This window comes from Pantoea vagans, from assembly GCF_001506165.1.
In the GTDB taxonomy this organism is placed as follows: Bacteria; Pseudomonadota; Gammaproteobacteria; order Enterobacterales; family Enterobacteriaceae; genus Pantoea; species Pantoea vagans_C.
The window spans coordinates 515,339-542,001 of the sequence record NZ_CP011427.1 but is presented as its reverse complement, the minus strand read 5'-3'; the positions used below and the strand labels follow the sequence as shown (position 1 = coordinate 542,001).

Sequence of the window (26,663 nt, the reverse complement as noted above, 5' to 3'; positions counted from 1 at the left end):
GTGTCATCTCCTGTGGATCAGCTCAGCATAATGCCGCCGTCCACCGCAATTTGTTGTCCAGTGATAAAGTCGTTTTGGATGAGAAAGAGGTATGCGCTGGCGAGTTCATCAATTTCTGCCGTGCGCTTCAGCGGGATAATCTCAGCAAAGTGCTGACGCGTTTGCTCAACCTGCTCTTCATCCTGATGTCGCCAGAATGGCGTGACTGTCCAGGTCGGTGCAACACAGTTTACACGCGCTTTCGGTGCCAGTTCCGCTGCCAAACCTTGTGCCAGCGAGACGATGCCCTGATTGCCAACATAGCTGGCACAGGCATTCTGCGCCCGACCACCCGTGCCCGCCGTAAAGGTTATCGATCCCCCCTCGCGGATCTTCTCGGCCGCCAGTTTGCCAATCAATACATTCGTCAGAAATTTGGAGTGAATGACTTTCTCAATCAGCGACATGTCAGCATTGAGAAAACCGCCCCCCATCGCATCACCCACCATTGAAACCAGGTGGTCGAAGGGCTTGATCTGCCCAAAGGCCTCACGCAACGCCGCGTGGTCATGCGCATCCACTGCCAGGATCGACACGTTCTCGCCCTGTTCAAGCAACAGCGACTGCGCCTGTTGCAAACGTTCTTCATTCCGACCAACCAGCGTAAGTTCGGCGCCAAGTGCTGCTGCTTGCTGCGCCACCTTTAACCCAATGCCAGAGCTGCCGCCAAATACCACCAGATGCTTATTCTGCAAACTTGCCATTGTTGTGTCCTTACACTACCGCCAGCGCTTCGGCAGCCATTTCCGCAACCTGTGAGTCATTGGCACCATGCGCCCCACTCACGCCTACTGCACCCACGACTTCGCCGTTCAGCCAGAGTGGAATGCCGCCTTCCAGCGGTGTCACACCGGGCGTGGCCAGAAAACTGGGGCTGCCTGCATTAATAAACGTCTCAAACTCCTTCGATGGCGCGCGCAGTAGTGCTGCTGTACGCGCCTTACCCAGTGCAACGGTGGGACTGATGCCTATAGCCTTGTCGCTGCGATCCAGACTCACGATTTCGCCCGCACGATCCACCACTGCCACACTGATATGCCAGCCATACTCCGCGGCAGCCTCAAAGGCGGCATTAATCACCACTCGCGCCGCTGCCAATGAAATTGAGTGGTATGAGTTTGCCAGCGCGCTGCTGGCTGATGCTGATTGTTTATCCATAATTTTGCCCCGTACCGGACGTCAGAAGTCCGCGCATGAATCAAATGTTATCGAAAATCATTCTCATCTGACAGGCGTTAGAATAGTTATGATATATCTTCAGCGCAATGCCGAAAAATGCTATTGAGGTTTAGGCGTGAGAAATCGCGCCGCGACGTGAACGTGCGGCGTGGGATCGAAGTGGAGAGCTTAAATCGGGCAGAAATCAGGCTTGATGGTTGGTGCAGTTAACGAAACTGTTATCTTCCTGAGTGTGCTGCGGCAGTGGGTTATCGCCCACAATTTCGTGCTGCTGGCAGTGTGATTGATGCGGATGCAGCCCGCCTGGCGGTGAGAATGGCTCAGCCATCTGTACACTTGCCAGCGAGGAAAACGCCACAAGCGCTGTCATGAGAAACAACGGTAGAAGTCGCATAATTTTTTCTTTTTCACTTTGAGGTTCGGAGCGAACCGGGAATGCAGGTGATTATCCAGCCTGATGTGAGGCGGCTGGAGTTTTACGCGGCCAATCAGGTTTCAATGGAGGATTTTACGCCAGTTACGGCAATGATTTTATAAAATCGTGCGGTTAATCACAGTAAACCGCACGATTTATGCATTAACAGATCGAGACTGGAATGTAGAACGTGCCTTGCAGCAGATCGGGCGTACTGTATTTCAGATCCAGCTTGAGTAGATCTTTGCCTGCACGACGGGCCACACCCAATGCAGGCAGATGGTTGTAGTAAATCTCTGCCGTAAAGGCGTTGATCTCTTCCGGCGTACCGTGCCAGTCAATCTCCGCATACAACCCGCTTTCCCCGGTCCAGTTCTGCACGTTGCGCGGCAGTACATCGGCATACTGACTTTCCAGCGCCTGGAACAGACTGATGTGCTGCTGATCGGCAGAATTGACGCCTGGGCTGAACTGGAAGCCTAACCAACCCCGGCTGACGTGCTTACCGGCAAAGGAGACAAAATCGCGCGTATGTTGCGCCACCACTTGGTTGTGATGGTCGATGTATTCGCCAAAGCGGCACTCCCATTCAATCACTTCGCCACACAGCTGCAGCTCAGGCTTCTCGGCCAGACGTGCATTGACCCATGAACGCTGGGTGGAGATGCGGCTGTGGAAATCCTTCATCAGCATTTCTGGAATGCGACGATAGGCGCCAGGCGTCATGGAGAAGTGGCTTTTGAACACCCGGGTGAAATTTTGTTGGTTATCAAAGCCAAAGCGCACGGCAATATCAATGAGCGGCATACTGGTCAATTTCAGCGCCATCGCTGACATGGTCAGGCGACGTTTACGCGTATAGGACGCCAGTGTCTGGCCGGTCATCTCTTTGAACATGCGCTGCATGTGCCATTTGGAGTAACCAGATTTCAGGGTAATCAGATCGATATTAAGCTCATCGGTCAGATTTGCCTCTATCCAGTCCACCAGATCGTTGATGTACTGTTTTTTTAGATTCAGGCTGAGCATGATTTTTTTGATCGAGTGATAAAGGTGAAGGATTTGCGCGATTCGTCACATAAATATAACAAAAACGTATTACTAACGTAAGGAAGAGTAAAGGTAACGCAGCGGGAAAAGCATTAATTGCTTAGGTGACTAATGTTTAATGGTCAAATTGGGCGCGTTTAAAATGTGAAATGCCTGTCAAAAATTAGGGTTTTGCCTGAGATCGCCGCGTAGCGTACGCATTATTGTGCACCAGGAAACCATGATCTACGCATCTGCAGTACGCTCGCCACCATACGAAACGGTAATACCTTCACGTTATGCCTTAACCCTTTGCGGCAAGCTATTTGCAAGTGTTAACCCGCTGTGCTTTTTTAAAGCAGCAAAGCAAACGGTTAATCAGCGAAGGAGAGGTTATGACCCGTCTTACCGCACAGGATTTTCCCCAGGAACTGCTTGAGTTGTACGACTACTACGCGCACGGCAAGATCAGCAAACGCGAGTTCGTCACGCTTGCCGCCAAATTCACCATTGCCGGTATGACCGGTGCCACGTTACTCAGCGCCATGAGCCCCAACTATGCGCTGGCGCAGCAGGTGGAGTTCACCGATCCCACTATCAAACCCGAATACATTCACTACCCCTCGCCGCAGGGGCACGGTGAAGTGCGTGGCTATCTGGTGCGCCCCGCCAACGCCACCGGCAAAGTGGGTGCCGTGGTGGTGGTGCACGAAAATCGCGGGTTGAACCCTTATATTGAGGATGTCGCACGCCGCGTGGCAAAAGCCGGTTATATCGCGCTGGCACCGGATGGCCTGAGTTCAGTGGGCGGCTACCCCGGCAATGACGAAGAAGGCCGCGCCCTGCAGGCGAAAGTCGATCCCACTAAGCTGATGAATGATTTTTTTGCCGCTGTCGATTTTCTGATGCATCACGAAGAAGGCACCGGCAAAGTCGGCATCACCGGGTTCTGTTACGGTGGCGGTGTCGCCAACGCGGCGGCCGTAGCATTCCCCGAACTGGCCTGTGCCGTGCCCTTTTATGGCCGCCAGCCCAAAGCCGAGGATGTGCCGCGCATTAATGCCCCGCTGCTTTTGCACTACGCGGCTTTAGATAAGGGCATCAATGAGGGTTGGCCAGCGTACGAAGCGGCGCTAAAGGCTAACCATAAAACTTATGAAGCCTATGTTTATCCGGGTGTGAATCACGGCTTTCATAATGACTCGACCCCGCGCTATGACAAAGCCGCAGCCGAGCTGGCGTGGAGCCGGACGTTGGGTTGGTTTGAGAAGTATTTGCACGGGTGACGTATGTGTAGCGGCTTGGTTTATCAAGCATTACGGAAGCGACGAGATCGCTGACCTAAACGCGATAAATCGCGCCGCTACTCCGCGTTTTCTTTCACAATGCGATGTACATTGCTCTCCAGCCAGTCGGCAAGGCCAATCACATGGCCCTCGACCTCATGACCCAGCGGCGTCAGACGATATTCCACGTGTGGGGGCACCACCTCATAAGCCATGCGCTCAATAAATCCGTCCTCTTCCATATAACGCAGCGTTTGCGCCAGCATGCGTTCACTCACGCCACCAATCTTGCGGCGCAACTCACTAAAACGCAGCGTTTCTTCGCGCAGCGCTAATAATACCAATACGCTCCAACGGCTGGTAATGCGCTTAAGTACATCACGCGATGGGCAGTTGACGTTCAGTAACTCACCGCGAATAAATTTTTTACTCAGCTTTTCAGACATTTAATCAGCCTTCTTCAAACTAACAAATCTGTAAGTACTTACTAAAAGTTAGTTTATCCCCTACGCTGTTTTCATACCAGCTCAAACTGAAGGAGAACATCATGATTGCGATTACCGGTGCCACTGGCCAGCTTGGCCGTTTAGTGATTAACGAGTTACTGAAAAAAGTCCCTGCCAGCGAAGTGATTGCGGCGGTGCGTTCCCCTGAGAAAGCCGCAGACCTGAAGGCATTAGGCGTGACACTGCGTACCGCGGATTACAGCAAGCCAGAAACCTTGCTGAGTGCTTTTAGCGGCGTGGATAAAGTGCTGCTGATCTCCTCTAGCGAAATCGGTCAGCGTGAAGCGCAACACAAAGCCGTGATTGATGCAGCGAAAGCAGCGGGCGTAAAGTTCATCGCTTACACCAGCCTGCTGCATGCCGATACATCACCTCTTGGCTTAGGTGTAGAGCATCGCGCGACCGAAGCCCTGCTGAAAGCATCCGGTGTGCCGTTCGCCCTGCTGCGTAACGGCTGGTACACCGAAAACTACGCCGCCAGCATTGCGCCTGCTTTGGCCCATCACGCCTTTATTGGGTCTGTGGGCGAAGGTCGTATCGCTTCTGCATCACGCGAAGATTACGCTGCTGCGGCAGCAGAGGTGATCAGCCGTGACGATCAGGCAGGCAAAGTTTACGAACTGGCTGGCGACAACAGCTACACACTGGCTGAATTCAGCGCTGAGATTGCCAAACAGTCTGGTGAGCAAGTGGATTACATCAACCTGCCGCCTGCTGAGTTTGAAGCAGCGCTGAAAGGGGCAGGCTTGCCAGAGGGTTTGGCCGAACTACTGGCGGATTCCGATGCAGGTGCCGCCAAAGGTGGATTGTTTGACGACAGCGGTGCGCTGAGCAAGCTGATCGGCCGCCCGACCACGCCCTTTGCGGATGTGATTAAGGCAACGTTGGCGAAGTGAGGTGCGGGTTTGATGCCCTCACCCTGACCCTCTCCCACAGGGAGAGGGGATTGATCGAGAGAGTTATCAGGCCGGCATTCTACTTAAACATCGCAACTAACTGTCCCCTCTCCCGCTTGTGGGAGAGGGCTAGGGTGAGGGCATCAGACAGCCCACCTTCCCCGCCTCGTTTGCCATCAATTGATCAATCAAAATGGCGATTTTAAACCCTGTGATGGCGATTTTCTTATTTACAGATAATTCTGCACGCTAATTTAAACCTTCATTTAAAACACCGCTTTCATTTCCTGAAATATAGTCCGTTGTAATCCCTGAAAATTCACCGAAAAACCCGATCCATCGACAAGATTTATTACGTTCATAGATATTTTGCATTGTTGTCACGCCTTGTCAGCAAGATATAATTTGGTCTTTACGCAACCGGGACTTTATCAGGAGGCCGCTATTAATACATTCAACCAGCAACGCAACGCTTTCGAGGATCGACGCGATGATGCTGAACTGGAGTATCAATACGATCCCCACGAGTTTACCCGCGAAGGAATGCAGGATTCAGAACCGGAGCCGGAGCTGATTGAAGGTCTGCCCGCGCCGGATGCGCTGACGCCTGCCGATCGCTATATGGAGTTGTTCGAGCATGTACAAATGTCGCGTATATTTCCGGATGGAAAAACCTTCCCCGACTGCGCGCCAAAATTCGATCCGCTGGATATATTAATCCGCTATCGCCGCCGTAAACGCACGGCAGAATTTGATCTCGAAAAATTTGTGCATGACCATTTTTATTTACCGCAGGTGAATGAGAGTTTCTATGTTTCGAATCCGGACAAAACGCTGACGGAACATATCGATGAACTCTGGCCGGTGTTAACCAAAATGCCGCAGCAGCATTTACCGCACTCTTCATTACTGCCTCTGCCTAAGCCTTACGTGGTGCCAGGCGGACGCTTTGGTGAGACCTATTATTGGGACTCCTATTTCAGCATGCTCGGCCTCGCTGATGCCGGGCGTGACGATCTGCTGCGCGACATGGCCGATAACTTCGCGTGGCTGATTGATAACTACGGCCATGTGCCAAACGGTAACCGTACCTATTACCTCAGCCGCTCACAGCCGCCGGTGTTTGCTCTGATGGTTGAGCTGTTCGAGGAAGACGGGATTCGTGGGGCAAAACGCTATCTCGACCAGTTGATGAAGGAGTATCAATTCTGGATGGATGGCGCAGGTGAGCTGATGCCGCACCAGGCTTATCGCCATGTGGTGCGCATGCCCGACGGTTCGCTGCTGAATCGCTACTGGGATGACCGCGACACGCCACGTGATGAGTCGTGGATGGAGGATGTGGAAACCGCCAGCAAATCCAGCCGTCCGGCTAATGAGGTGTACCGCGATTTGCGAGCGGGAGCCGCCTCGGGCTGGGATTATTCGTCTCGCTGGCTGCGCGATCCGCATCGTCTGGCGAGCATTCGCACCACGCAGTTTATTCCGGTCGATCTCAATGCGTTCCTGTATAAGCTGGAGTTGATGATCTCCACGCTGTCGCATGCCAAAGGCGAAGAGTTAACCGCGCTGGCGTGGCAGAAGAAAGCCGATACGCGCAAACAAGCTATCCATCGTTATCTGTGGGACGGCACGGCAGGTGTATACCGTGATTACAACTGGCGCGATGAACGCTTTGGTGCCTTTACGGCTGCTGCGGTTGTTCCGTTGTTTCTTGGGCTGGCAACGCCGGAGCAGGCGCATCTGCAAGCCGTGGCGTTACGCCAGTTGCTGTTGACCCAGGGTGGCCTGGTGACGTCGATGGTAGAAAGCGGTGAACAGTGGGATAAACCCAACGGCTGGGCGCCGTTACAGTGGATGGCAGTTGTCGGATTGAACCATTACGGTGAAGAGACGCTGGCGACAGAGATTGCCGTTAACTGGCTCACCACGGTGAAAAATTTCTATTCACTGCATCATAAGCTGGTGGAGAAATACGACATCAGCGGCGATCGTGCCCGTCCGGGTGGCGGCGGTGAATATCCGCTGCAGGATGGGTTCGGCTGGACCAACGGCGTGACGCGTCGGTTGATGTCGATGTATGGGCATTTGCTGGCGGATTAAAAAAAGTGCGCATAAATGCGCACCTTACGTATCCGTTCTGTAAGGTCGCCATTGATGGCGACCTTTTTCATGCACGCTGCAAAAACGCCAGCAAATCGTCGTTCAGCTGATCCTGATGCGTCACCGCAAAACCGTGCGGGCCATTCTCGTAAACCTTCAACTCTGAACCCTTAATCATCTCATGCACCAGCTTCCCGGTGGCTTCAAACGGCACGATCTGGTCGTTACTGCCGTGGATCACCAGGGTAGGCACATCCACTTTGGCGATATCTGCACGGAAATCAGTCTCAGAGAAGGCGGTGACACAATCCAGAGTGCCTTTCAGTGAAGCCAACAACGCAATATTCAGCGTCTGCGTCATGACGCCATCCGAGATAGTTTGACCGGCATTGGCACCGTAGAACGGAGTGGCAAAGTCTTTGATAAACTGCGCACGGTCTTTCAACAAGCCAGCTTTAATGCCGTCAAAGACCGCTTTTTCCACCCCTTCAGGATGATCATCTGTCTTACCAAAGATCGGTGTCACCGCACCAAGCAGCACCAGCCCTTTCACTTTTGCCGTGCCGTAACGCCCGATATAGCGTGAAACATCCCCGCCGCCCATTGAAAAGCCCACCAGCGTGACGTCGTCTAACTGCAGATGTTCGATCAGTGCATGGATGTCATCAGCGAAAGTATCGTAATCGTAACCTTCCCAAGGCTGCTCTGAGCGACCAAAGCCGCGACGGTCAAAGGCAATGGCACGATAGCCACGTTCAGCCAGGAAATTCAGCTGGCTGTCCCACATATCGGCATCCAGCGGCCAACCGTGGCTGAACAATACGGGCTGACCTTTGCCCCAGTCTTTGTAGTAGAGGTTAACGCCGTCTTTTGCTTTGAATGTGCTCATGTTTTTGCTCCGTTAAGTGAGTGATGTTGTGTCTGCCAATCAAGCTACATCGAACTATCGGGAAAACCTAAAGCAGAGATTTTGACAACTTGTTCAAAGATTTTTGCCCTGCCCAGCTGTTAAAAAAGCCTGGACAAGTTGGCCGATTTTTTCCGCTATCAAGCAAGTCTCGGGCTTCGTAAGGTGCAGCTATCGCACACTGACAGGAACATGATGATGAGCCAGCAACCTTCTACAGCATCGCGCGGCGGTGCCTTCTCTCCCTTCGGATACGGGCTATTCGCCCTGATCTGGACCGCCTCGGTACTGGGTAACACCGGCAGCTTTATTCGCGACGTCGCCAGCGCCTGGCTGGTGACCGGATTATCCGATAACCCCACCGCCGTGGCGTTGATGCAAACGGCGGCCACCCTACCGGTATTTTTACTGGCGCTGCCTGCGGGCGTGCTGTCCGATATTGTTGACCGCCGCCGCCTGCTGATTGTGGTGCAGCTGCTGATGGCCAGCGTCAGCGGGACCTTGCTGCTGCTCTCCCACAACAACTGGCTCACCGTCGAATGGCTGATCGGCCTGACCTTCGTTGGCGGCATCGGCGCGGCGCTGTTTGGCCCTGCATGGCAGGCGATTGTGCCGGAACTGGTACCACGCCATGAGCTGAAAAACGCTGTGGCGCTTAACTCGTTGGGCATCAATATTGCCCGCGCGATCGGCCCCGCGACCGGCGGTTTACTGCTGGCAAGTTTAGGCGCTATGGCGGCCTACGGCGCCGACGTGGCGAGTTATTTTTTCGTTATTGCCGCCCTGCTGTACTGGAAACGTCCGGCGAAAGCAAAAACCGAACTGAATGAGCATTTCTTTGGTGCCTTCCGCGCTGGCCTGCGCTATGTGAAAGCCAGCCGTGAGCTGCACCGCGTTCTGCTACGCGCAGCACTGTACTTCGCCTTTGCCAGTGCTATCTGGGCGCTGCTGCCGTTGGTGGCGCGCACCATGCTGCACGGCACCGCCGGATTTTATGGATTGCTGTTGGGTGCGGTCGGTGGCGGTGCGATTGCTGGTGCGCTGTTGCTGCCACGTTTGCGTAGCACGCTGAGCAACGATGGCCTAATGCTGCTCTCTGCGGTGTTGAGTGCGCTGGTGATGCTGGCGCTGGCCATGAGCCCGCCGCAGTGGCTGGCACTGCTGTTGATGCTGGTGTTGGGCGTGGGCTGGATTATCGCGCTCACCACCCTGAACGGTGTGGCACAGGCGGTATTGCCCGACTGGGTGCGCGGCCGTGGCTTGGCAGTCTATCTGATGGTGTTCAACGGCACGCTGGCGGGCGGGAGTCTGGCCTGGGGCCTGATTGCTCAGCAGCTGGGTCTCGCAACGACCTTGCTGATTGCCGGTGCAGGTCTGGTGATCAGTGGCCTGTTGCTTAAACGTCTGGCACTGCCCGCTGGAGAAGCAGATCTGCAACCGGCACAGCACTGGGCCGATCCGGTGGTGCATGAAGAGGTGGATGTGCGTCATGGTCCCGTATTGATCCAGATTCGCTACCGCGTACCACAGGAAGACCGCTCAGCGTTCAAACGCGCTATCCACAAGCTGGCGCAGTCTCGTCGTCGCGATGGTGCCTATTCGTGGGGATTGATGGAGCAAACCGATGACCCGACAGCCTTGTTAGAGTGGTTTATGGTCGAGTCATGGCAGGAGCATATGCGTCAGCACCAGCGTGTGTCTCACGCCGATGCCGAGCTACAGCAAGCGGTACTGCAATTCCATCAGGGTGATGATGCCCCGCAGGTCAGCCATCATATTGCGATTTAACGTTGCGATCGCGCGGCGATAACGTCACGGTCGCCATAAATGGCGCCCCTACATCGTAGGGTGCGCATTTATGCGCATCAAGAAACGCCATCACGCCGGAGAATAGATCTCCTGCAGGCCCGGCAGCGCGAGTAAATGCTCGCGCCACCAAATAGCCGCATTACCCGAAGCGCTCTCATTCCACGCCAGATACGCCATATCACGACGGCACTCGCTATCCAGCTGACGCGCCACTAGCGCTCCACTCTCCAGATGCGGTTTTGCCAAATACAGTGGCAAATAGCCGCAGCCTAAACCATCCAGCTGCGCCTGCAATTTCGCGGGGAAGTCATGCACGCTCAAGGTTTTCTGCTCATCCAGCACGCGCAAATCAATCCCTGCACCGTGACGTGAGGAGTCATGAACGGTAACCGCTCGATACTGGCGGATTTGCTCACGCAGCAGCGGTTCCGGCGCGGAGGCGAGTGGATGTTCCGGTGCCACGGCGAAAACATACTCCAGCCAGCCCAACGGTTGGCAGACAATCTCTTTGCGCGTGGCGGGCTCTTGCACCGCGCCAAAGACAATGTCCGCATCGCCGTAGTTGAGCGCTTCCCAGCAGCCGGAAAGCACATCCTGACGGAACTGCAGTTGGGTATGCGGATGCTCCTGATAGAACTGATCGATCAGCGGCGTGAGAATACGAAAAGGCAGTGAAGCATCGACGCTGATCACCAACTGACTTTCCCAGCCACTTTCTACATAACGCGCCTGCTGTTCTAACTCATTCACCGCACGCAGCAGAGTGCGGCCCTTTTCCAGCATCAGCCGCCCCGTCGGGGTAAATGTGGCACGATGGCCAGAGCGATCGAGCAGCGTGATTTTGAGATCGCTCTCCATCTTCTGCACGGTATAGCTCAACGCAGACGCGGTTTTAAACAGACGTGCAGCTGCCGCAGCAAAGGTGCCATGGCGATCCAGCGCATCCAAAATCAGCAATGCCTCAAGATTTAAACGCATTCCCTACCCTCCCCAAAAATTGTTGAACAACAACCCAAAATCTATCCGTTATCAATAAACGCTCTCATTTCGTATTTTTTTACTCAACGACGCAAGCACTTTCACCAGCAGTAACTTAAGGAACAACCTATGAATTATTCACAGCAGGCCAACCATGTGACGCTGGTGATTACCCACAGCATCCTGCCTGAAAAGCAGGCCAGCTATGAGCAGTGGCTCGACACCATCATGCCGCAGGCCGCGAGCTTTCAGGGGCACCTGGGTGTGAATGTGCTGCGTCCGGTACACGGCGATAACGCCTACACCGTGCTGATTCGTTTTACCGGGCTGGATGAGCTGTACGCCTGGCTGAAATCAGACCAGCGCAAAAGCCTGATCAAAGATCTGCCAACTATGCTGGCGCAGCCGGAACATATTGAGGTACGTCCCGGCGCAGCGTTCTGGTTTACCCCGACGCAAAAAGGCCAGGTCAAACCCGCGAAATGGAAACAATACTTACTGACGCTGGGGGTGATTTTTCCGTCTACCAATCTGGTGCCGTGGTTCTGGAACCAGGTTTTGCCTGCCGCCCACGGCACGCTGTGGGGCCACTTGCTGAATGATGCCAGCGTGGTGGCACTGGTGGTGTTCTTATGGATGCCTGTCGTAACACGAGTTTTAAAACAGTGGCTAATTGGCCGCAACGCGTAATCTAACTGGAGAAGAGATGATGACAACGGCCTCACTGATTTTTACCAACGGCAAATTCCACACCGTGGATCGTGCTAACCCGTTTGCCAGCGCAGTGGCGATCAAAGACGGCAAGTTCCTGGCCGTGGGCAGCGAAGCGGAAGTGATGCGCTTTGCAGGCAGCGATACCCAGATTATTGATGCCAAAGGCAGTACCGGCATTCCGGGCCTCAACGATTCACACCTGCACCTGATTCGTGGCGGCCTGAACTACAACCTTGAGTTGCGCTGGGAAGGTGTTCCTTCGTTAGCGGATGCATTACGCATGTTGCGTGAACAGGCACTGCGTACCCCTTCACCACAATGGGTGCGCGTAGTCGGCGGTTGGAGCGAGTTCCAGTTTGCTGAACGCCGTATGCCGACGCTGGATGAGATCAACGCCGCAGCGCCAGATACGCCAGTCTTCATCCTGCACCTGTATGACCGTGCCTTACTTAACCGCGCCGCACTGCGCGTGGTGGGTTACACCAAAGACACACCTAACCCTCCGGGCGGTGAGATCCAGCGCGACAGCAATGGCAATCCGACCGGGATGCTGATTGCGCGCCCCAACGCCATGCTGCTGTATGCGACGCTGGCGAAAGGCCCGAAACTACCGCTGGAACAGCAGGTCAACTCCACGCGCCAGTTTATGCGTGAGCTGAACCGCCTCGGCCTGACCAGTGCCATCGATGCGGGCGGCGGCTTCCAGAACTATCCCGATGATTACGATGTGATTTCAGAGCTGCATGCCAAAAAGCAGCTGACGGTGCGTATCGCCTATAACCTTTTCACGCAGAACCCCGGCCACGAGCTGGAAGATTTTGAGAAGTGGACCGATATGCTGAAACCGGGCCAGGGCACCGACTTCCTGCGCCACAACGGCGCGGGCGAAATGCTGGTGTTCTCGGCGGCCGATTTCGAAGACTTCCTTGAACCGCGCCCTGATTTGGCACCAGGCATGGAAGATGAGCTGGAGCGCGTGGTGCGCCATCTGGTCGAGCATCGCTGGCCGTTCCGCCTGCATGCCACCTATAACGAATCGATCAGTCGTATGTTGGATGTGTTCGAGAAAGTAAACCGCGACATTCCGTTTAACGGCCTGCACTGGTTCTTTGACCATGCCGAAACCATTACCGAAGCCAACATCGAACGCGTTAAGGCGCTGGGCGGCGGCCTGGCGGTACAGCATCGCATGGCGTTCCAGGGTGAATACTTTGTTGATCGCTATGGCAAAGAGGCGGCTAAACAGACTCCACCGGTGGCACGTATGCTGGATGCCGATGTCCCGGTCGGTTTAGGGACCGATGCCACACGCGTGGCCAGTTATAACCCGTGGACCGCGCTGTACTGGCTGGTTTCTGGGCGCACCGTGGGCGGGATGCAGTTGTATGATGACAATGCCCGTATTGACCGCGAAACCGCGCTGATGCTGTGGACCAAAGGTAGCGCCTGGTTCTCCAGCGAGCAGAATGCCAAAGGCGAGATTAAAGTCGGACAGTTAGCGGATTTGGTGCTGCTGTCGAAAGATTTCTTCAGCGTGCCGGAAGAGGAGATTAAAGGTATCGAGTCGGTGTTGACGCTGGTCGATGGCGAAATCGTATATGCCGCAGGCGGCTTCTCTCCGCTGTCACCCCCGCCGGTACCGGTATTGCCTGAGTGGTCACCGGTCGTCACCGTGCCGGGCCACTACCGCAGCGCCCCACCGCAAGCTAATGGCCGCGCCGCGATGATGCCTAAAGTACACCAGTGCAGCGGCCCCTGTGGCGTGCACAGCCACTCACACGATGTGGCGCGTCAGTCTTCAGTGCCGGTGTCGGATAACAACGCGTTCTGGGGTGCGCTGGGCTGTTCTTGCTTTGCGTTTTGAGTGAGACGCGGGGTGATGCCGTCACCCCGCCAACCCAAACCCCTGTTTGCCATTCTTCTTAATCTGGTACATCGCTTCATCGGCGCGTGTCAGCGCCTCATCAAAACTATAATGTGGCTGCACCGCCGCCACGCCAATTGACGCGCCAATCTGCGCATGACCGTTATCCACATCAAACGGCGTCAGCGCCGCATCCAGCACCGCCTGCATCATGATGCGTACTTTCGGGAAGTCGATCAGGAACGGCATCAACAGCACAAACTCATCACCGCCCAATCGCCCCACCACCACATTTGGCGGTACCTGCTCGCTGATGCGCTGGCTGAGCTGAATCAATACCTCATCGCCACTGCGATGGCCCAGCGTGTCATTAACGTGCTTGAAGTTATCGAGATCGATAAAGGCCACACACAGCGGCCCCTGCGCTTTCATTTTGCTGAAATGCGTGTGCAAGGCATGGCGGTTGGTCAGGCCCGTCAGCGGATCGTGGTTAGCCAAAGAAGAGAGCTGTGCTTCGTAGTTCTTCTCTTTGGTCATATCGATGTGCGTACCGGTGACTTTAAGTGGATTGCCCTCTTCGTCCCATTCACTGACGCGCCCGCGATCCAGCACCCAGGTAATTTTGTCATTCTTACCCAGCATGCGATGCAGCGCTTCATAGTAAGGTGCGCGCCCTTCTATATGATCGTAAAAGGCTTTCAACACCTCATCCGCATCGTCGGGGTGCAGGCGTTCACGCCAGACCTCAAATTGCGCTTTGGTCTCTTTGGGTTGGAAGCCCAGCATGGAGCCCCAGCGACGATTAAAAATCACCAGCTTGCCGCTGGGAATATCCAGCTGCCACAAACATAAACCGGTTCCATCCAGCGCCGCACTCAGCTTATTACGCGCGTCATGCGCTATGCGCTTTAAGCGCGCATTATGCTTTTTCAGGTTCTGAATCTGCTGACGCAGCGCTTCTTCGGACATGATGGATGACGGAGAGGAAATAAAAGCTATTTTGCCTGCCAGGAAGTTTCTGTAAATAAAACAAATGAAAAGCCGATTAGCAGCGGCAAATTGCGCCGACCTCAGAGGTTACGGCGAAATAATCCCTATAAATCAGTGAACAAAACTTTCTTTATGGTGAGATGGCAGTCGAACTGCACATCATCCAAGGAAAAACGGCTTATTGAGGGAGAAATGATGATCTGTGACGCGGATCAAGCGATATTCGGTGCACGGTGCTGTCATCATGTTTACTAGAATGGTAGTTTAACAGTTATCGCAGCAACACGATAACGGTGGATGAGATTATGCAACTGACAATGCGTTGGTTTGGTCCGAAAGAAGACAAAGTTTCGCTGGAATATATTCGCCAGGTGCCGGGCGTACGCGGCGTGGTGGGCGCACTCTATGATGTGCCCGTCGGGGAAACCTGGCCGAAGGACAAGATTAAAGCGCTGGTTGATCAGGTGCATGGTGCAGGTCTGACCGTCGAAGTGATCGAAAGCGTTAACATTCACGATGACATCAAGATCGGCCTGCCAAGCCGCGATCAGTACATCGAGAACTATAAGCAGAGCATCCGTAACCTCGCTGAAGTGGGCGTGAAAGTCATCTGCTACAACTTCATGCCGGTGTTTGACTGGATGAAGACCGACATGAACTATGTGTTGCCGGATGGCTCACTCACCATGGCGTTCGAGAAGAAAGGCATCGATAAAAGCCTCGACGAAGTGGTGCAAGAAGTGTTGGGCAACTCCAACGGTTTCGCCCTGCCAGGCTGGGAGCCTGAGCGTCTGGCGAAAGTGCAGGATCTGTTTGCGCAATATAAAGATGTTGATGACGCGAAGCTGCGTGAAAACCTGGCTTACTTCCTCAAAGCAGTTATACCGGTGTGTGAGGAAGTGGGCGTGAAGATGGCGATCCATCCTGACGATCCACCGTATTCGATCTTCGGTCTGCCGCGCATTGTGAAAAACCGCGAAGATCTGGATTGGATCTGTAACGTGGTGGATTCCGAGGCCAACGGTATTACGCTGTGTACCGGTTCGATTGCGGAAGATCCGCAGAACGATGTGTATGGCATCCTGGCGGAGTTCTCCCGCCGCAAACGCATTCCGTTTGCCCATGTGCGTAACATCAAGATTATTCAGGATAAAGATTTCTACGAGTGCGCGCATCCAACTGAATACGGCTCGCTGGATATGTATAAAGTGCTGCAGTCGATGTATGACAATGGCTTTGATGGCTACATCCGTTCAGATCACGGCCGCTTTATCTGGGGCGAGACGGGCCGTCCGGGTTATGGCCTGTATGACCGTGCGCTGGGTACCACCTATCTGATGGGATTGTGGGAAGCGTTGGGTAAGCGCTGATAGCAGCCAGGTGCGCATAAATGCGCCATTGGGTACTGTGCGGTTATTGGCCTAGAGCGCATAAATGCGCACCCTACTGTGTTTGTAGGGTCGTCATTTATGGCGACCTGCCCGATGACCGCACAATATTGTTAGCCAACCTATCCGCTACCCCCAGCCTTTAAACAGCAAACTGGCATTCACGCCGCCAAAACCGAAACCGTTCGACAGCACATGTTGCATCGTCATCGGCTGCGGTTTTAACGCCACCAGATTCAGCCCGGCGGCGGCTTCATCGGGATGCAACAGATTGAGGGTCGGTGGCGCAATCTGATCCCGCAATGCCAGGATCGAGAAGATCGCTTCGACTCCACCGGCCGCACCCAGCAGATGCCCAGTGGCCGATTTGGTCGAGGTGATCGCCACATCACTACCGGCAAACAACGTGCGGATCGCCGTCAGCTCGCCTTTGTCACCTACTGGCGTGGAGGTGGCGTGCGCATTGATATGCTGCACATCTGCAGGCGTAATCCCCGCCTGCGCCAGCGCGGCTTCCATGGCACGGCGAGCGCCCTCACCGCTTTCCGGCCCGGCGGTGAGGTGGTAAGCATCAGCGCTGGTGCCGTAACCGACAAGCTCTGCCAGTGGTGTCGCACCGCGCGCCTGCGCATGCTCAAGTGATTCAATCACCAGCAAGCCAGCGCCTTCCCCCATCACGAAACCGTCACGATCGCGGTCAAAAGGTCGTGATGCTTGTTCAGGACGATCGTTAAAACCACCTGACATCGCTTTCGCGGCGGCAAAACCGGCCAGGCTGACGCGATGGATTGCAGCTTCCGTGCCGCCGCACAGCGCAATATCCGCCTCTCCGCTGCGGATCAGTCGTGCAGCATCACCAATCGCCTGAGCGCCCGCGGCACAGGCCGTGACCGGCGCCCCAATTGGGCCACGGAAACCATGCGCAATCGACACATGTCCCGCCGCCAGATTGGCGAGGAATGACGGAATGGTGAAGGGCGACAGCCGACGTGGACCGCGATTGGCGGTGGTTTCCACCGCATTGGCGATTTCGTTGAAGCCGCCGATTCCGGTGGCGATCACCGTGGCGGTACGCTGGCGCAGCGCCTCATCCTGCGGGAACCAGTTGACTTGCGTCAGCGCCTCGTGCGCCGCGACTAAAGCAAACTCAATAAAACGATCCATTTTCTTGCGATCTTTCGGCGCGATCACGCGTTCGGGATCGAAACCATGCTGTGGATCTTGCTCCAGCGTTGGCACCTGCCCGGCAATTTTGCAGCTGATATCCTGCACCATCTCTTCCGGCAAAGCGCTGATACCGGATTTCCCGGCCAGCAGTGACTGCCATACGGCTTCGGTCCCGCAGCCAAGCGGCGAAACCAGCCCCATACCTGTAATCACAATACGTTTCATTGATAACTCCTTAAGCCGCGGGCTTTTTCATAAAGGGAACCAGCAGCGCGGCGATACAGAATCCGACCATAATTAGCCAGAATGCGTCCGAGAAAGCCTGCGTCCGCGCTTCGCGCAGGGTGAGTGAAGCCAGTGATTGCAGCGCCGCCGTGTGCGCGGCATCCGGGCTTAATCCGTTGAGAATCAGGGCTGCGGTACGCGACTGCAGATAGTCACCGAGTGACAGGCTGGCGCTGTTGAGATGGTCAGCGAGGCGGCTGTAATGCAGATTGGTACGGTCGTTCAGCACGGTGCCGCACAGTGCGATACCGATGGCACCGCCGAGGTTGCGCATCAGATTAAACAGTCCTGAGGCTAATTTTAGTCTTGCTGGCGGCAAGCTGCCGAGTGTCAGTGTGACCGTGGGCGCTACGGCAAACTGCTGTGCCATGCCGCGAAAGGCTTGCGGAAACAGCAGCTCTTTTGCGCCCCAGTCATGGGTGATGGGCACAAAGAAAAACATCGACAAGCCAAAACTCATCAGCCCAAAGGCCAGCAAAATGCGCAAATCGACGCGATTCGCCAGCCACGCATAGAAGGGGATCGATAAGATCTGAAAGATGCCGGTAGAGAAGATCGCCAGCCCGATCTCCAGTGCGCTAAAGCCACGTACCTGGCCGAGAAACAGCGGCGTGAGGTAAATGGTGGCGAAGATCCCGACCCCCGCCATAAACGAGAAATAGCAACCAAGGGTAAAGCCCGGATCTTTCAGCGCCCGCAGATCCATGATCGGCTTCGCATGATTAAGCGTGCGGATCACAAAGAATACGCCGCACACCAAGGCGATCCAAGCGGTGGTGGTAATGGTGCTGTCGTCAAACCAGCCCCAGCGCGGGCCCTCTTCTAACGTATATTCCAGACACCCCAGCGACAGTGCCAACAACAAAATGCTGAAGTAATCCGCGCCGCGCAGCAGTTCGCGATTAGGCGTGTCGATCCTGACCAACAGCGGCACGGCAATAGTGATGTAAATGCCGGGAATAATGTTGATATAAAACAGCCAGTGCCAGCTTAAGTTATCGGTAATCCATCCGCCGACCGTTGGCCCCAGCGTTGGCGCTAACGAGGCCAGTGCACCCACGGTGGCGGCAGCAATCACGCGTTGCTTACCGTGAAAAAATGCAAAGGCGGTGGTGAAGACCAGCGGGATCATCGATCCGCCCGCCAGCCCCTGTAAGGCACGGAAGGCGATCATGCTCTGGATGTTCCACGCCCAGGCGCACAGCAGGCTCATCAGCGTAAAGCCACAGGCCGAGGCAGCAAACAACCAGCGCGTTGACATCACGCTCGCCAGCCAACCGGAGAGCGGAATAATGATGATCTCCGCGATCAGATAGCTAGTTTGCACCCACACGGTTTCATCATCGCCGGCTGATAATCCGCCGCCAATATCCCGCAGCGATGCCGAAACAATCTGGATATCCAGCAGGGCAATAAACATACCGATGCACATGGTAGCGAAGGCGAACACCTTCTTGCTTACCGGCATCTCTGCCGGAGCCATCAGCGGCGCGGCCACGCTGCTCATCGCATGTTTCTCTCATCAACCGTCACCGTGACGGATAAACCCGGACGCAGCAGGCCGAGCAGAGCCGCATCGCCATCCAATACAATACGCACCGGCACGCGCTGGACGATCTTAGTGAAATTGCCCGTGGCGTTTTCCGCCGGAAGAATGCTAAAGCGCGAGCCGGTGGCCGGTGACAAACTGCCGACATGGCCGTTGAACGTGCGGCCGGGTAAGACATCCGCCACAATGCGGGCCGCCTGTCCGGGGCGCATATCCGCCAGCTGGCTCTCTTTGAAATTGGCATCGACCCACAATCCCTGTGCCGGCACCAGCGACAGCAGTTGCGTACCGCTGCTGACATAGGAGCCTGACCACGCGCGACGATTGCCGACCACGCCATCAAACGGGGCGCGGATTTCCGTGTACTCAAGATTGAGCTTCGCCATCGCCAGTCCCGCCTGGGCTTGCACTAACGCCGCCTTCGCCTGCTGCTCGCGTGCGTCTAATACCTGCAACTGGCGCTCGGCAACGCGGGTATCGGCGCGGCTTTTGCTCTCTTCGGCTATGGCCTGATGGTAATCCGCTTGCGCATGGTCGCGAATCTGTTGCGACACCGCGGAACTGCTTGCCAGCGCACTGTAACGACGTTGATCCGAGGTGGTTTTCTGCGTCACCGCCTGTGCCGCCAACAATGAAGCGTGCGTACCGGCAATGGTGGCGAGCTGTAACTGGCGCGTCGCCGCGATATCACTTAACGCGGCTTGCTGTGCGGCGACTTCACCCGCCGCCTGATCCAGCGCCGCCAGATAATCCCGGTTATCCAGTTGTACCAGCAGATCGCCCTTTTTCACCCTGGCGTTGTCTTGCACCGCCAGGGTGTGAATATAACCTGGGACTTTCGCCGAGATCGCGCTGATATCTGCCCCAACGTAGGCATCGTCAGTCGAAGGCATAAAGCGCGCCGTATGCCACCAGTAATAGCCATAGCCTGCCAGTGCCATACCACCCAGCGTCAGCGCTAACAGCAGCGCCGATTTTTTGCGCGTGAGTGTCATGATTGCTTCTCTGCCAGCGCAGGCGGTGTGAATTTCTGCGTGGTATCACCAGCGCGTTTTTTCTGCAGATAGTCATGGCGATAGTGCATCATTGGCACCGCTGCCGGGCCCGGCACCATTTGGTATTTATCCAGCGTCAGCGGCTGGCCATTCTCGCTATCGACCAGTTGCAGTTTCACCGGGCGCTGGGTGGCGGTTTCCACCAGCTGCATCTGACGCCCTTCCGGCGAAAAGTGCGTGCTGCCCCACTCGGCCAGCGCCAGAATCACGCCGCGCAAATCACGTCCGGCGTGAGTCAGATGATATTCGTAACGCGCTGGCGTGGTGCTATAGCACACCTTCTGCAGCAAACCATCTTCCACCAGTTCTTTCAGGCGACGCGACAGGATGTTAGGCGCAACGCCGCTGCTTTTCTGGAACTCGTCAAAGCGGGTAAAGCCAGCCAGCGCGTCGCGCATGATCAGCATGCTCCAGCCATCTCCGACGCGACCCAAGCTGCGGGCAATAGGGCAAGGCATATGGTAAAGCGGTTCGTTTTTCATGAGAGGTATTCTGCAGGAGATTGGATGCGGAATACTGTCGCAAAGTCACTTTCATTTTGCAAGTAACTTGCAAAATGAAAGCAAGGAGTGTTCATTATCCAAAAAAAACGGCAGCCACATTGGGCTGCCGTTTTCGCATCAATATCATGAACCTCAGGTGCGCACGCGCAGTGCTGCCTCGATCTTATCGGCGATCTTGGTGACCACATAGGCAATCACCATGTAGAACACCACCGCGATCAGGAAGGCTTCAAGGTAGTAGAAGTTCAGTGCCGCAGTGAGCTGCGCCTGAGCAAAGATATCCACCACTTCGATGGCAAACGCCAGCGACAGTGCCTTCATGATCACCATAAAAGCATTCGCCAAATCAGGGATCGCCGCCACGATAATCTGTGGGAACATCACCCTGCGGAACAGCTGACCCCCGCTGTAACCCAGCGATAAGGCCGCATCGGATTGCCCACTGTCGAACGAGTTCAGCGCACCTTTCCATACTTCAGCCTGGAATGCCGCTACGCAGGCACTCAGCGCCACAATGATGATCACCCAGTTCGGCAGCGAATGGGCATTGACCTCAACACCAAACAGCGTGGCAACAAAGTGCAGTGCCGGTGGCAAGCCGTAATAGGCGAGGAAAATCACCACCACCATCGGTACGCCTTTGAAGGCGATTTTGTAGGTGATGACTAACTGACGCAGCACCGGAATACGGCGATGTTCAATAAACGCGAACAAACCACCGAGCAGCGTCGAACAGATAAAGACCGTCACCGCCATCAGCAGCGTCACCGGCACAGCATCGAGAATGCTCCAGAAGTCCGGCAGCAAAACCTCAGCATCAAACATGGTTTTTCTCCCCTACTCAGACGCTGGTGGTGAACTTCACGCGCGCCGCAGACTTCGAGCTGTACTTCGCATGACGTTGTTCGAAGAAACGAATGATCAACCAGGCCACACCGCACAGCAGTGAATAGAGCACCGCCAACACCAGATAGGTGCCGAACTGATACTGGTTGTAATCGCGTTCCATAATTAAGTGCGCGGTCGCCATCACATCCGCCGCCCCGATGTACATCACCAGCGCCACGTTATGAATCAGATAGATAATCGCATTGCCGTAACCAGGCAGTGCGAAGTGCACCGCTTGTGGCCCAATCACACGCAGCATTTTCTGGCGGAAGCTGTAACCGAGGCTGTCGGTGGCATCGTGCTGACCCCGTTCCACGGCGAGGTACGCCGGGCGCATCACTTCCGACAGATAGCCGCCGTGATACAGGCTCAGGCCGATCATCGCCGCCACGTTGGCGGTAAAGAAGTCACCAAAACCAAAGTTATCGGTGATCAGCGGCATGCCGTAAAAGGCGACAAACAGCTGTAATACCACCGGTACGCTGCGCGCGTAGGAAACATAGAGATCGGCCAGTTGGCTGATCACCGGGATGCGGCGCACGCGAAAAACCGTGGCGATCAGCGCCAGAAAGAACCCGGCAATCATCGCGACAAACATGATGCCGAGCGTCAAAGGCAGCGCCGACAGCAGTTCAGGAATCATGGAGGATAGATTCACGGTGAAACACTCCTGCTAAAAAGGACAGCATGCGCCCGGATTAAGACCGGGCGCAGTGAATCTGTTACTTCATGTACTTCGTCACTTCTTCGCCGAACCACTTCTGCGCCAGCTTATCCAGCGTGCCGTCATCTTTCAGTTCTTTCAGCGCTTTGTTCACATCATCGTTCAGCGCCTGGTTTTCAGCAGAACGGTGGATCAGCACATAAGTGTTGTTGATCACCACTGGCTCACTGGCTTTGATCGCCAGCTTCTGGTTGTCGATCACCGTCTGTTCACCGAGGTTTGAAGGCAAGATCAGCGCATCGTATTTACCGTTCTGTACTTCTTTCAGACGATCCGGGTAAGGCACGCCAGCACTGGAAGCTTTGATGGTGATTTTGTCATTCGGGTTATCCTGCTGCCACTGGGTGACGAACTTATACACGCCACCGCCTGCGGTCACTGGCACGATATTCTTGCCGACCAGATCTTTCATACCGTTGATATTGCTATCGCTGCGGCTGTAGATCTTCATCAGGCTGGCACCGATCGGTGCATCGGGGATCAGGAACTGTTTGCTGCGTGCAGGCGCCTTGTAGTAACCGCCGGTCGCCATGTCGTACTTGCCGGTCACGAGGCCGGTTTCCTGCGCGATGTCTGCCGCGCCTTCCATGACAAATTTGTACTGCGGCAGTTTAGCGTTGATAGCTTTCAGCACGTCCGGCTCATAGCCTTGCGGCTCGTGACCAATCGCGCCCCATGACAGCGGTTTGGATTCGGCTGCGGTAGCAATTTTAATGGTACGGACCGCGTCAGCGAAGCTGTTACCGCTGATCAGGGCTAACGCGATGATGCCAGGCGCGGCCAGGCGACGTAATGTGGTTTTGATTGCAGGCATGTCTTTGATTCCTTTAATTATTAGAATGCTCGTTCACTACTGAGGAACTGTGCAAGGCGCGGCAGGGTTGGGTTATCAAACATCTCTGCCGGACTGCCCTGCGCGGCCACCACACCTTGATCCATAAACACAATGCGATTCGAGATGCTTTTTGCGAACTGCATCTCGTGCGTTACCAGCAGCGAGGTAATGCCAGAAGACGCCACATCTTTAATCACTTTCAGCACTTCCCCCACCAGCTCAGGATCGAGCGATGAGGTCGGTTCATCAAACAGCATCACATCTGGACGTACCGCCAGGGCACGCGCGATACCGGTACGCTGTAACTGGCCGCCAGACAGCTGCGACGGATAGTGATCGAGCTTGGCACCCAAGCCCACACGCTCCAGCTCCTGCACGGCAATATCGCGCGCTTGCTGTTTGGTTTTACGCTGGATCACGATCAGTGGATCCATCACGTTTTCCAGCACCGTCATGTTTTTGAACACGTTGAATTGCTGAAACACCATGGCGGTGCGCAAACGGATCGCCTGGATCGCCGCTTTATCTGGCGACTGGTAATCCATACGGATCTGATCCAGTTGGATAGTGCCCGCAGAGGGCTTGGCCAAGTAGTTAATGCAGCGCAGCAACGTGGTTTTGCCGGTGCCACTTGGCCCGATGATCGACACTACATCGCCGCGTTTAACCGACAGATCGACACCTTTCAGGATCGGGTTGCTGCCATAAGAGAGCGTAATATTGTTGAGTTCTAACATCTGGTGCAGCCCTTATTTGTTCAGGTCAGCATGGCCGAGCACATGCATCAGACGGTTGGCCCAGCCGAAAATGGCAATGGCGTGGATCAGATCGATAATCTCCTGATCGTTCATACCGACCGCGCGCAGTGCCGCTACATCTTCCGGCGTGGCTTCTGATGGCGTGACCGATAAACGACGAGCAAAGTGGTAGATCGCCGCATCACGTTCACCTAACACATCCGCTCTATCAAAATAGATGGCACTGACCACCGCGTCACTGTCGGCCAGCTGCGCATGGCGGCGCGCATGTACCACGGCGCAGTAGCGGCAGCCGTTCACGATCGATGCCCCCAACGCGCCCAGTTCACGATCGGCACGATCGAGACCGCCTTCGACATACATAATCGCGTTGAACAACCCGGTACGTGCGGTGTAGCTCTCCGGATCGTGCACCAGCGTGCGCACGTACTCGGAGATCTTCTTGTTGGATGGCGTCACCTTCATCGCATCCAGCTGGGCCGGCGTCGCTTGTTCGACGTCCACGGGCTGAATGTAAGGATGCCAGTGCAAAGGCTTGAGATTAACCGACGGAATCATGCAGACCTCAGCAGACGTAAGCCAGCCGCAACGCGCGTCTGGAAGTTAACAAAGGCAATCAGTTCAGAGAGCGCGACGATTTGCGGATTGCTCAAACCGGCCTGTTCCAGCAGGCGGATATGCTGCTCGGTGGCCTGAATTGGCTGCTGCGTCACCATGTCGGCATGACGTGCAATGGTCGCCAGCGGCTCTTCCGCTACGGCGCAACCCGAGGCCAGCGCCAGCAGAGCTTCAGACGGGTTTAACGCCGCCAGCTGTGCCTGATAATCGCGTTGCAGCGGCGCATCGTAATTCAGCACCGCCATACGCTGCGCCAGCGCCAGACGCAGATCCGCAGGCAGACCCTGATCGTCTTCCGGCGTAAGTACTGATACACGGCACGCTTCCGCACCCACAACAAATTCGGGGCGCAGGCGGCGCGTTTGATACAACGCATCTTCTGGTGTTAATCCGGCTGCTTGATCAATAGCGTCGCTCACAACGCGTTCTCCTGTTTGAGTAAGGGGGTTGAGTCCACCCATTCATCGCCCTGCAGTTCAGGGGTGTCAAAAGCTTGTAAGTTGGCGTAGTGCTGCTCCACGTCTTCGGCAAACAGTGAGGCAGTAATCCCGCGCACCAGACGATCGGCACCGGCGCTCACCGCCGGAATATCGCCGGAGACTTTGCCGTGCGTCAGCATCGCGGCATCGTTAAAGCAGTGGATGTGTGCCAGCATCGGGCAGGTGCCTGGCGACAGTTCACGAAATTCGAATGATGGGCCGAGGTCGGGCGCTTCCAGCATGCTGTGACGCGCGTTCCCCATTTCTGGCTGATAGCGACCATCAGACCAGCTGCGGATATGCGGTGCGATAGCCGCAAATTCCGGGCGACCGTGGAAATCGTTGGTGAAACCGGTGGCGGCAATCAGATAGTCGTAGTGCAGCGCACCTTGGGTAGTTTCGATGAGCAGGCCATTCTCTTCCTGTTTGACAGCATTGATGCCGCAATCGAGGAAGAAACGCGCATTTTCATGACGCGATACGCGCAAAGTTGAGGAACGTGGTGGCGGCGTTTGCGTGGCGGCGGTGTAATCGACAAACTTCCATTTCCACGCATCCGGCAGCTGGTGCATACCGTGCACCACGCCCTGGCTACCAATACCGGTCATCTTGTTGATGCGCGGCATCGCTTTGCGGCGAATCAGCAGATCCACCGCGCCTGCGCCTTGTTCCAGCGCCGTGGCGGCGTTGTCCATCGATGAAGCACCTGCGCCAATCACCGCAATACGTTTCCCCTGCAAGGCAGCAAAATCGATGTCATCCGCGGAGTGCGCCCAGAATTGACGATCGATGCCTTGCAGGAAATCCGGAACGGCAAAGCCGCCGAGACCAGAACGTCCCGTGGCCAGCACCAAACGACGCGTGTAAACCCGGCCGGTTTCGGCACCGTCCAGATCCAGCGCAATCAAATCCCCGTCCTGCGCGATATTGCTCACGCGCACGTTGTTATGCACCGGCAGATTCAGCACCTTGCGATACCAAATCAGGTAATCCATCCACTGTGCTTTAGGGATTTTGTCCAGCTCCTGCCATGCCTCTTTGCCCCACTGCGCGGTAAACCAGGCGCGGAAGGTCAGTTGAGCCAAGCCGAGTGCCGGACCGTGCAGGGTTTTCGGTGAGCGCAGGGTTTCCATACGCGCAAAGGTGATCCACGGACCTTCCAGTCCAGCGGGTGCGGCGTCATACGCCACCACATTACTGATGCCGGTGAATTGTAATTTGGCCAGTGCCGCCAGCCCGCACATGCCTGCGCCAATCACCACCACGTCGCGCACCGGTGCACTCAGATAGGTGCGTTCCGGTACCCAGGATTTGGCAGGCAGTTCCAGAAACTCCAGATCCTGTTGTAGCTGAGCTTCCAGCGCGGCAAGACCTTTAGCGGCATAAGTCATAGAGAGATTTCCCTGGTGTCAGCGATCGCCATGAGAGCGAGCGAAAACGGTTAAAATGCGTTGATGAAGCGACCCTTTTAATTATCTTTAAATCACATAATGGATAGCTAACAATCATCAATACGCATAATAAGAACTAAGTTTTCGCATAATCCTCTTGCCCTAAATCGGAGTCAAGAAGTGCGCTCAGGATTTGACCAATGGATTTCTTATATCTTATGCCGGAAAAGTTATAAGCGTTGAAAATAAAGGGATTGTGCGAGACGGTGCGCATAAATGCGCACCCTACGAAGGACCGCGAAGGCTGT

26 protein-coding genes are annotated in these 26,663 nt (G+C 55.3%); 7 read left to right on the top strand and 19 right to left on the bottom strand.

The genetic code is table 11. From position 1 onward, the window contains the following. Positions 1 to 17 precede the first annotated feature (17 nt). The 4 genes from LK04_RS02570 to LK04_RS02555 form a co-directional block, all read right to left on the bottom strand. On the bottom strand, positions 18 to 743 hold the full coding sequence (locus tag LK04_RS02570) for an SDR family NAD(P)-dependent oxidoreductase (RefSeq protein WP_039327193.1): 726 nt from the start codon (positions 741 to 743) through the stop codon (positions 18 to 20). Between the two features lie 10 nt (positions 744 to 753). After that, on the bottom strand, positions 754 to 1,197 hold the full coding sequence (locus tag LK04_RS02565) for a GlcG/HbpS family heme-binding protein (protein WP_052205866.1): 444 nt from the start codon (positions 1,195 to 1,197) through the stop codon (positions 754 to 756). A gap of 205 nt (positions 1,198 to 1,402) precedes the next feature. Beyond that, on the bottom strand, positions 1,403 to 1,546 hold the full coding sequence (locus LK04_RS02560; RefSeq protein WP_231568816.1) for a hypothetical protein: 144 nt from the start codon (positions 1,544 to 1,546) through the stop codon (positions 1,403 to 1,405). Positions 1,547 to 1,795: 249 nt separating this feature from the next. Beyond that, a complete protein-coding gene (locus tag LK04_RS02555; RefSeq protein ID WP_039327187.1) occupies positions 1,796 to 2,662 on the bottom strand; it encodes a helix-turn-helix domain-containing protein in 867 nt (288 codons plus the stop codon). Positions 2,663 to 3,057: 395 nt separating this feature from the next. Here LK04_RS02555 and yghX point away from each other — a divergent pair, with 395 nt between their 5' ends. Beyond that, positions 3,058 to 3,948, top strand: coding sequence for a YghX family hydrolase (yghX, locus tag LK04_RS02550; protein WP_039327185.1), 891 nt, complete (start codon positions 3,058 to 3,060; stop codon positions 3,946 to 3,948). Between the two features lie 77 nt (positions 3,949 to 4,025). Here the strand turns inward: yghX and LK04_RS02545 are convergent, their stop codons facing one another. Next, positions 4,026 to 4,394, bottom strand: coding sequence for a winged helix-turn-helix transcriptional regulator (locus tag LK04_RS02545; RefSeq protein WP_039327183.1), 369 nt, complete (start codon positions 4,392 to 4,394; stop codon positions 4,026 to 4,028). A gap of 101 nt (positions 4,395 to 4,495) precedes the next feature. On the opposite strand from LK04_RS02545, the gene LK04_RS02540 reads away from it, so the two are divergent. After that, on the top strand, positions 4,496 to 5,350 hold the full coding sequence (locus LK04_RS02540; protein WP_039327181.1) for an SDR family oxidoreductase: 855 nt from the start codon (positions 4,496 to 4,498) through the stop codon (positions 5,348 to 5,350). A gap of 501 nt (positions 5,351 to 5,851) precedes the next feature. Further along, the gene (gene treF, locus LK04_RS02535) at positions 5,852 to 7,453 is read left to right on the top strand and encodes an alpha,alpha-trehalase TreF (protein ID WP_231568818.1); all 1,602 of its coding nucleotides are present in this window, start codon (positions 5,852 to 5,854) and stop codon (positions 7,451 to 7,453) included. Between the two features lie 67 nt (positions 7,454 to 7,520). Here treF and LK04_RS02530 read toward each other — a convergent pair whose 3' ends face one another. Beyond that, entirely contained in the window at positions 7,521 to 8,342 is an 822-nt protein-coding gene (locus LK04_RS02530; protein ID WP_039327176.1) for an alpha/beta fold hydrolase, read from the bottom strand. Between the two features lie 216 nt (positions 8,343 to 8,558). Between LK04_RS02530 and LK04_RS02525 the strand changes: the two genes are divergently transcribed. Further along, the gene (locus LK04_RS02525; protein WP_039327174.1) at positions 8,559 to 10,148 is read left to right on the top strand and encodes an MFS transporter; all 1,590 of its coding nucleotides are present in this window, start codon (positions 8,559 to 8,561) and stop codon (positions 10,146 to 10,148) included. A 90-nt stretch (positions 10,149 to 10,238) separates the two neighbouring features. Here LK04_RS02525 and LK04_RS02520 read toward each other — a convergent pair whose 3' ends face one another. Then, a complete protein-coding gene (locus LK04_RS02520; RefSeq protein WP_039327171.1) occupies positions 10,239 to 11,147 on the bottom strand; it encodes a LysR family transcriptional regulator in 909 nt (302 codons plus the stop codon). A 129-nt stretch (positions 11,148 to 11,276) separates the two neighbouring features. Here LK04_RS02520 and LK04_RS02515 point away from each other — a divergent pair, with 129 nt between their 5' ends. Together LK04_RS02515 and LK04_RS02510 are read left to right on the top strand one after the other, a co-directional pair. Continuing rightward, positions 11,277 to 11,837 carry an antibiotic biosynthesis monooxygenase gene (locus LK04_RS02515; RefSeq protein WP_039327170.1) on the top strand — a complete coding sequence of 187 codons (561 nt, stop codon included), beginning with the start codon at positions 11,277 to 11,279 and terminating at the stop codon, positions 11,835 to 11,837. A gap of 19 nt (positions 11,838 to 11,856) precedes the next feature. After that, positions 11,857 to 13,725, top strand: a complete 1,869-nt coding sequence (locus LK04_RS02510) for an amidohydrolase (protein ID WP_418903647.1) — start codon at positions 11,857 to 11,859, stop codon at positions 13,723 to 13,725. A 21-nt stretch (positions 13,726 to 13,746) separates the two neighbouring features. On the opposite strand, the gene LK04_RS02505 is transcribed toward LK04_RS02510, so the two are convergent. Next, the gene (locus LK04_RS02505) at positions 13,747 to 14,694 is read right to left on the bottom strand and encodes a sensor domain-containing diguanylate cyclase (RefSeq protein ID WP_039327165.1); all 948 of its coding nucleotides are present in this window, start codon (positions 14,692 to 14,694) and stop codon (positions 13,747 to 13,749) included. 326 nt (positions 14,695 to 15,020) lie between these two features. Between LK04_RS02505 and uxuA the strand changes: the two genes are divergently transcribed. Continuing rightward, positions 15,021 to 16,085 carry a mannonate dehydratase gene (uxuA, locus tag LK04_RS02500; protein WP_039327161.1) on the top strand — a complete coding sequence of 355 codons (1,065 nt, stop codon included), beginning with the start codon at positions 15,021 to 15,023 and terminating at the stop codon, positions 16,083 to 16,085. Between the two features lie 147 nt (positions 16,086 to 16,232). Here the strand turns inward: uxuA and fabF are convergent, their stop codons facing one another. The 11 genes from fabF to LK04_RS02445 form a co-directional block, all read right to left on the bottom strand. Further along, a complete protein-coding gene (gene fabF, locus LK04_RS02495; RefSeq protein ID WP_039327158.1) occupies positions 16,233 to 17,495 on the bottom strand; it encodes a beta-ketoacyl-ACP synthase II in 1,263 nt (420 codons plus the stop codon). Positions 17,496 to 17,505: 10 nt separating this feature from the next. Beyond that, complete coding sequence (locus LK04_RS02490; protein WP_039327156.1) at positions 17,506 to 19,062, bottom strand: DHA2 family efflux MFS transporter permease subunit; 1,557 nt, start codon at positions 19,060 to 19,062, stop codon at positions 17,506 to 17,508. Next, positions 19,059 to 20,099: an HlyD family secretion protein gene (locus LK04_RS02485; RefSeq protein WP_039327153.1), complete on the bottom strand. Its 1,041-nt coding sequence runs from the start codon at positions 20,097 to 20,099 to the stop codon at positions 19,059 to 19,061. Before LK04_RS02485 ends, LK04_RS02490 begins: the two co-directional genes overlap by 4 nt. Continuing rightward, positions 20,096 to 20,641 (bottom strand): winged helix-turn-helix transcriptional regulator, encoded by a 546-nt coding sequence (locus LK04_RS02480; protein ID WP_039327149.1) that lies wholly within the window; start codon positions 20,639 to 20,641, stop codon positions 20,096 to 20,098. Before LK04_RS02480 ends, LK04_RS02485 begins: the two co-directional genes overlap by 4 nt. A 153-nt stretch (positions 20,642 to 20,794) precedes the next feature. Then, the gene (locus tag LK04_RS02475; protein ID WP_034823323.1) at positions 20,795 to 21,487 is read right to left on the bottom strand and encodes an amino acid ABC transporter permease; all 693 of its coding nucleotides are present in this window, start codon (positions 21,485 to 21,487) and stop codon (positions 20,795 to 20,797) included. Positions 21,488 to 21,503: 16 nt separating this feature from the next. Continuing rightward, on the bottom strand, positions 21,504 to 22,193 hold the full coding sequence (locus LK04_RS02470; RefSeq protein ID WP_197063286.1) for an amino acid ABC transporter permease: 690 nt from the start codon (positions 22,191 to 22,193) through the stop codon (positions 21,504 to 21,506). 79 nt (positions 22,194 to 22,272) lie between these two features. Beyond that, complete coding sequence (locus tag LK04_RS02465; RefSeq protein ID WP_039327144.1) at positions 22,273 to 23,088, bottom strand: transporter substrate-binding domain-containing protein; 816 nt, start codon at positions 23,086 to 23,088, stop codon at positions 22,273 to 22,275. 20 nt (positions 23,089 to 23,108) lie between these two features. Then, the gene (locus tag LK04_RS02460) at positions 23,109 to 23,846 is read right to left on the bottom strand and encodes an amino acid ABC transporter ATP-binding protein (protein ID WP_034823326.1); all 738 of its coding nucleotides are present in this window, start codon (positions 23,844 to 23,846) and stop codon (positions 23,109 to 23,111) included. A 12-nt stretch (positions 23,847 to 23,858) separates the two neighbouring features. Beyond that, the gene (locus LK04_RS02455; RefSeq protein ID WP_039327134.1) at positions 23,859 to 24,425 is read right to left on the bottom strand and encodes a peroxidase-related enzyme; all 567 of its coding nucleotides are present in this window, start codon (positions 24,423 to 24,425) and stop codon (positions 23,859 to 23,861) included. Then, positions 24,422 to 24,904 (bottom strand): CMD domain-containing protein, encoded by a 483-nt coding sequence (locus tag LK04_RS02450; RefSeq protein ID WP_039327130.1) that lies wholly within the window; start codon positions 24,902 to 24,904, stop codon positions 24,422 to 24,424. Before LK04_RS02450 ends, LK04_RS02455 begins: the two co-directional genes overlap by 4 nt. Further along, complete coding sequence (locus LK04_RS02445) at positions 24,901 to 26,355, bottom strand: NAD(P)-binding domain-containing protein (RefSeq protein ID WP_039327127.1); 1,455 nt, start codon at positions 26,353 to 26,355, stop codon at positions 24,901 to 24,903. Before LK04_RS02445 ends, LK04_RS02450 begins: the two co-directional genes overlap by 4 nt. Positions 26,356 to 26,663: the final 308 nt, after the last annotated feature.

Coding starts and splice junctions, on each gene's coding strand:
- LK04_RS02570 (WP_039327193.1), bottom strand. CDS start 743: ATGGCAAGTTTGCAGAATAAGCATCTGGTGGTATTTGGCGGCAGCTCT.
- LK04_RS02565 (WP_052205866.1), bottom strand. CDS start 1,197: ATGGATAAACAATCAGCATCAGCCAGCAGCGCGCTGGCAAACTCATAC.
- LK04_RS02560 (WP_231568816.1), bottom strand. CDS start 1,546: ATGGCTGAGCCATTCTCACCGCCAGGCGGGCTGCATCCGCATCAATCA.
- LK04_RS02555 (WP_039327187.1), bottom strand. CDS start 2,662: ATGCTCAGCCTGAATCTAAAAAAACAGTACATCAACGATCTGGTGGAC.
- yghX (WP_039327185.1), top strand. CDS start 3,058: ATGACCCGTCTTACCGCACAGGATTTTCCCCAGGAACTGCTTGAGTTG.
- LK04_RS02545 (WP_039327183.1), bottom strand. CDS start 4,394: ATGTCTGAAAAGCTGAGTAAAAAATTTATTCGCGGTGAGTTACTGAAC.
- LK04_RS02540 (WP_039327181.1), top strand. CDS start 4,496: ATGATTGCGATTACCGGTGCCACTGGCCAGCTTGGCCGTTTAGTGATT.
- LK04_RS02530 (WP_039327176.1), bottom strand. CDS start 8,342: ATGAGCACATTCAAAGCAAAAGACGGCGTTAACCTCTACTACAAAGAC.
- LK04_RS02525 (WP_039327174.1), top strand. CDS start 8,559: ATGAGCCAGCAACCTTCTACAGCATCGCGCGGCGGTGCCTTCTCTCCC.
- LK04_RS02520 (WP_039327171.1), bottom strand. CDS start 11,147: ATGCGTTTAAATCTTGAGGCATTGCTGATTTTGGATGCGCTGGATCGC.
- LK04_RS02515 (WP_039327170.1), top strand. CDS start 11,277: ATGAATTATTCACAGCAGGCCAACCATGTGACGCTGGTGATTACCCAC.
- LK04_RS02510 (WP_418903647.1), top strand. CDS start 11,857: ATGACAACGGCCTCACTGATTTTTACCAACGGCAAATTCCACACCGTG.
- LK04_RS02505 (WP_039327165.1), bottom strand. CDS start 14,694: ATGTCCGAAGAAGCGCTGCGTCAGCAGATTCAGAACCTGAAAAAGCAT.
- uxuA (WP_039327161.1), top strand. CDS start 15,021: ATGCAACTGACAATGCGTTGGTTTGGTCCGAAAGAAGACAAAGTTTCG.
- fabF (WP_039327158.1), bottom strand. CDS start 17,495: ATGAAACGTATTGTGATTACAGGTATGGGGCTGGTTTCGCCGCTTGGC.
- LK04_RS02490 (WP_039327156.1), bottom strand. CDS start 19,062: ATGAGCAGCGTGGCCGCGCCGCTGATGGCTCCGGCAGAGATGCCGGTA.
- LK04_RS02485 (WP_039327153.1), bottom strand. CDS start 20,099: ATGACACTCACGCGCAAAAAATCGGCGCTGCTGTTAGCGCTGACGCTG.
- LK04_RS02480 (WP_039327149.1), bottom strand. CDS start 20,641: ATGAAAAACGAACCGCTTTACCATATGCCTTGCCCTATTGCCCGCAGC.
- LK04_RS02475 (WP_034823323.1), bottom strand. CDS start 21,487: ATGTTTGATGCTGAGGTTTTGCTGCCGGACTTCTGGAGCATTCTCGAT.
- LK04_RS02470 (WP_197063286.1), bottom strand. CDS start 22,193: ATGATTCCTGAACTGCTGTCGGCGCTGCCTTTGACGCTCGGCATCATG.
- LK04_RS02465 (WP_039327144.1), bottom strand. CDS start 23,088: ATGCCTGCAATCAAAACCACATTACGTCGCCTGGCCGCGCCTGGCATC.
- LK04_RS02460 (WP_034823326.1), bottom strand. CDS start 23,846: ATGTTAGAACTCAACAATATTACGCTCTCTTATGGCAGCAACCCGATC.
- LK04_RS02455 (WP_039327134.1), bottom strand. CDS start 24,425: ATGATTCCGTCGGTTAATCTCAAGCCTTTGCACTGGCATCCTTACATT.
- LK04_RS02445 (WP_039327127.1), bottom strand. CDS start 26,355: ATGACTTATGCCGCTAAAGGTCTTGCCGCGCTGGAAGCTCAGCTACAA.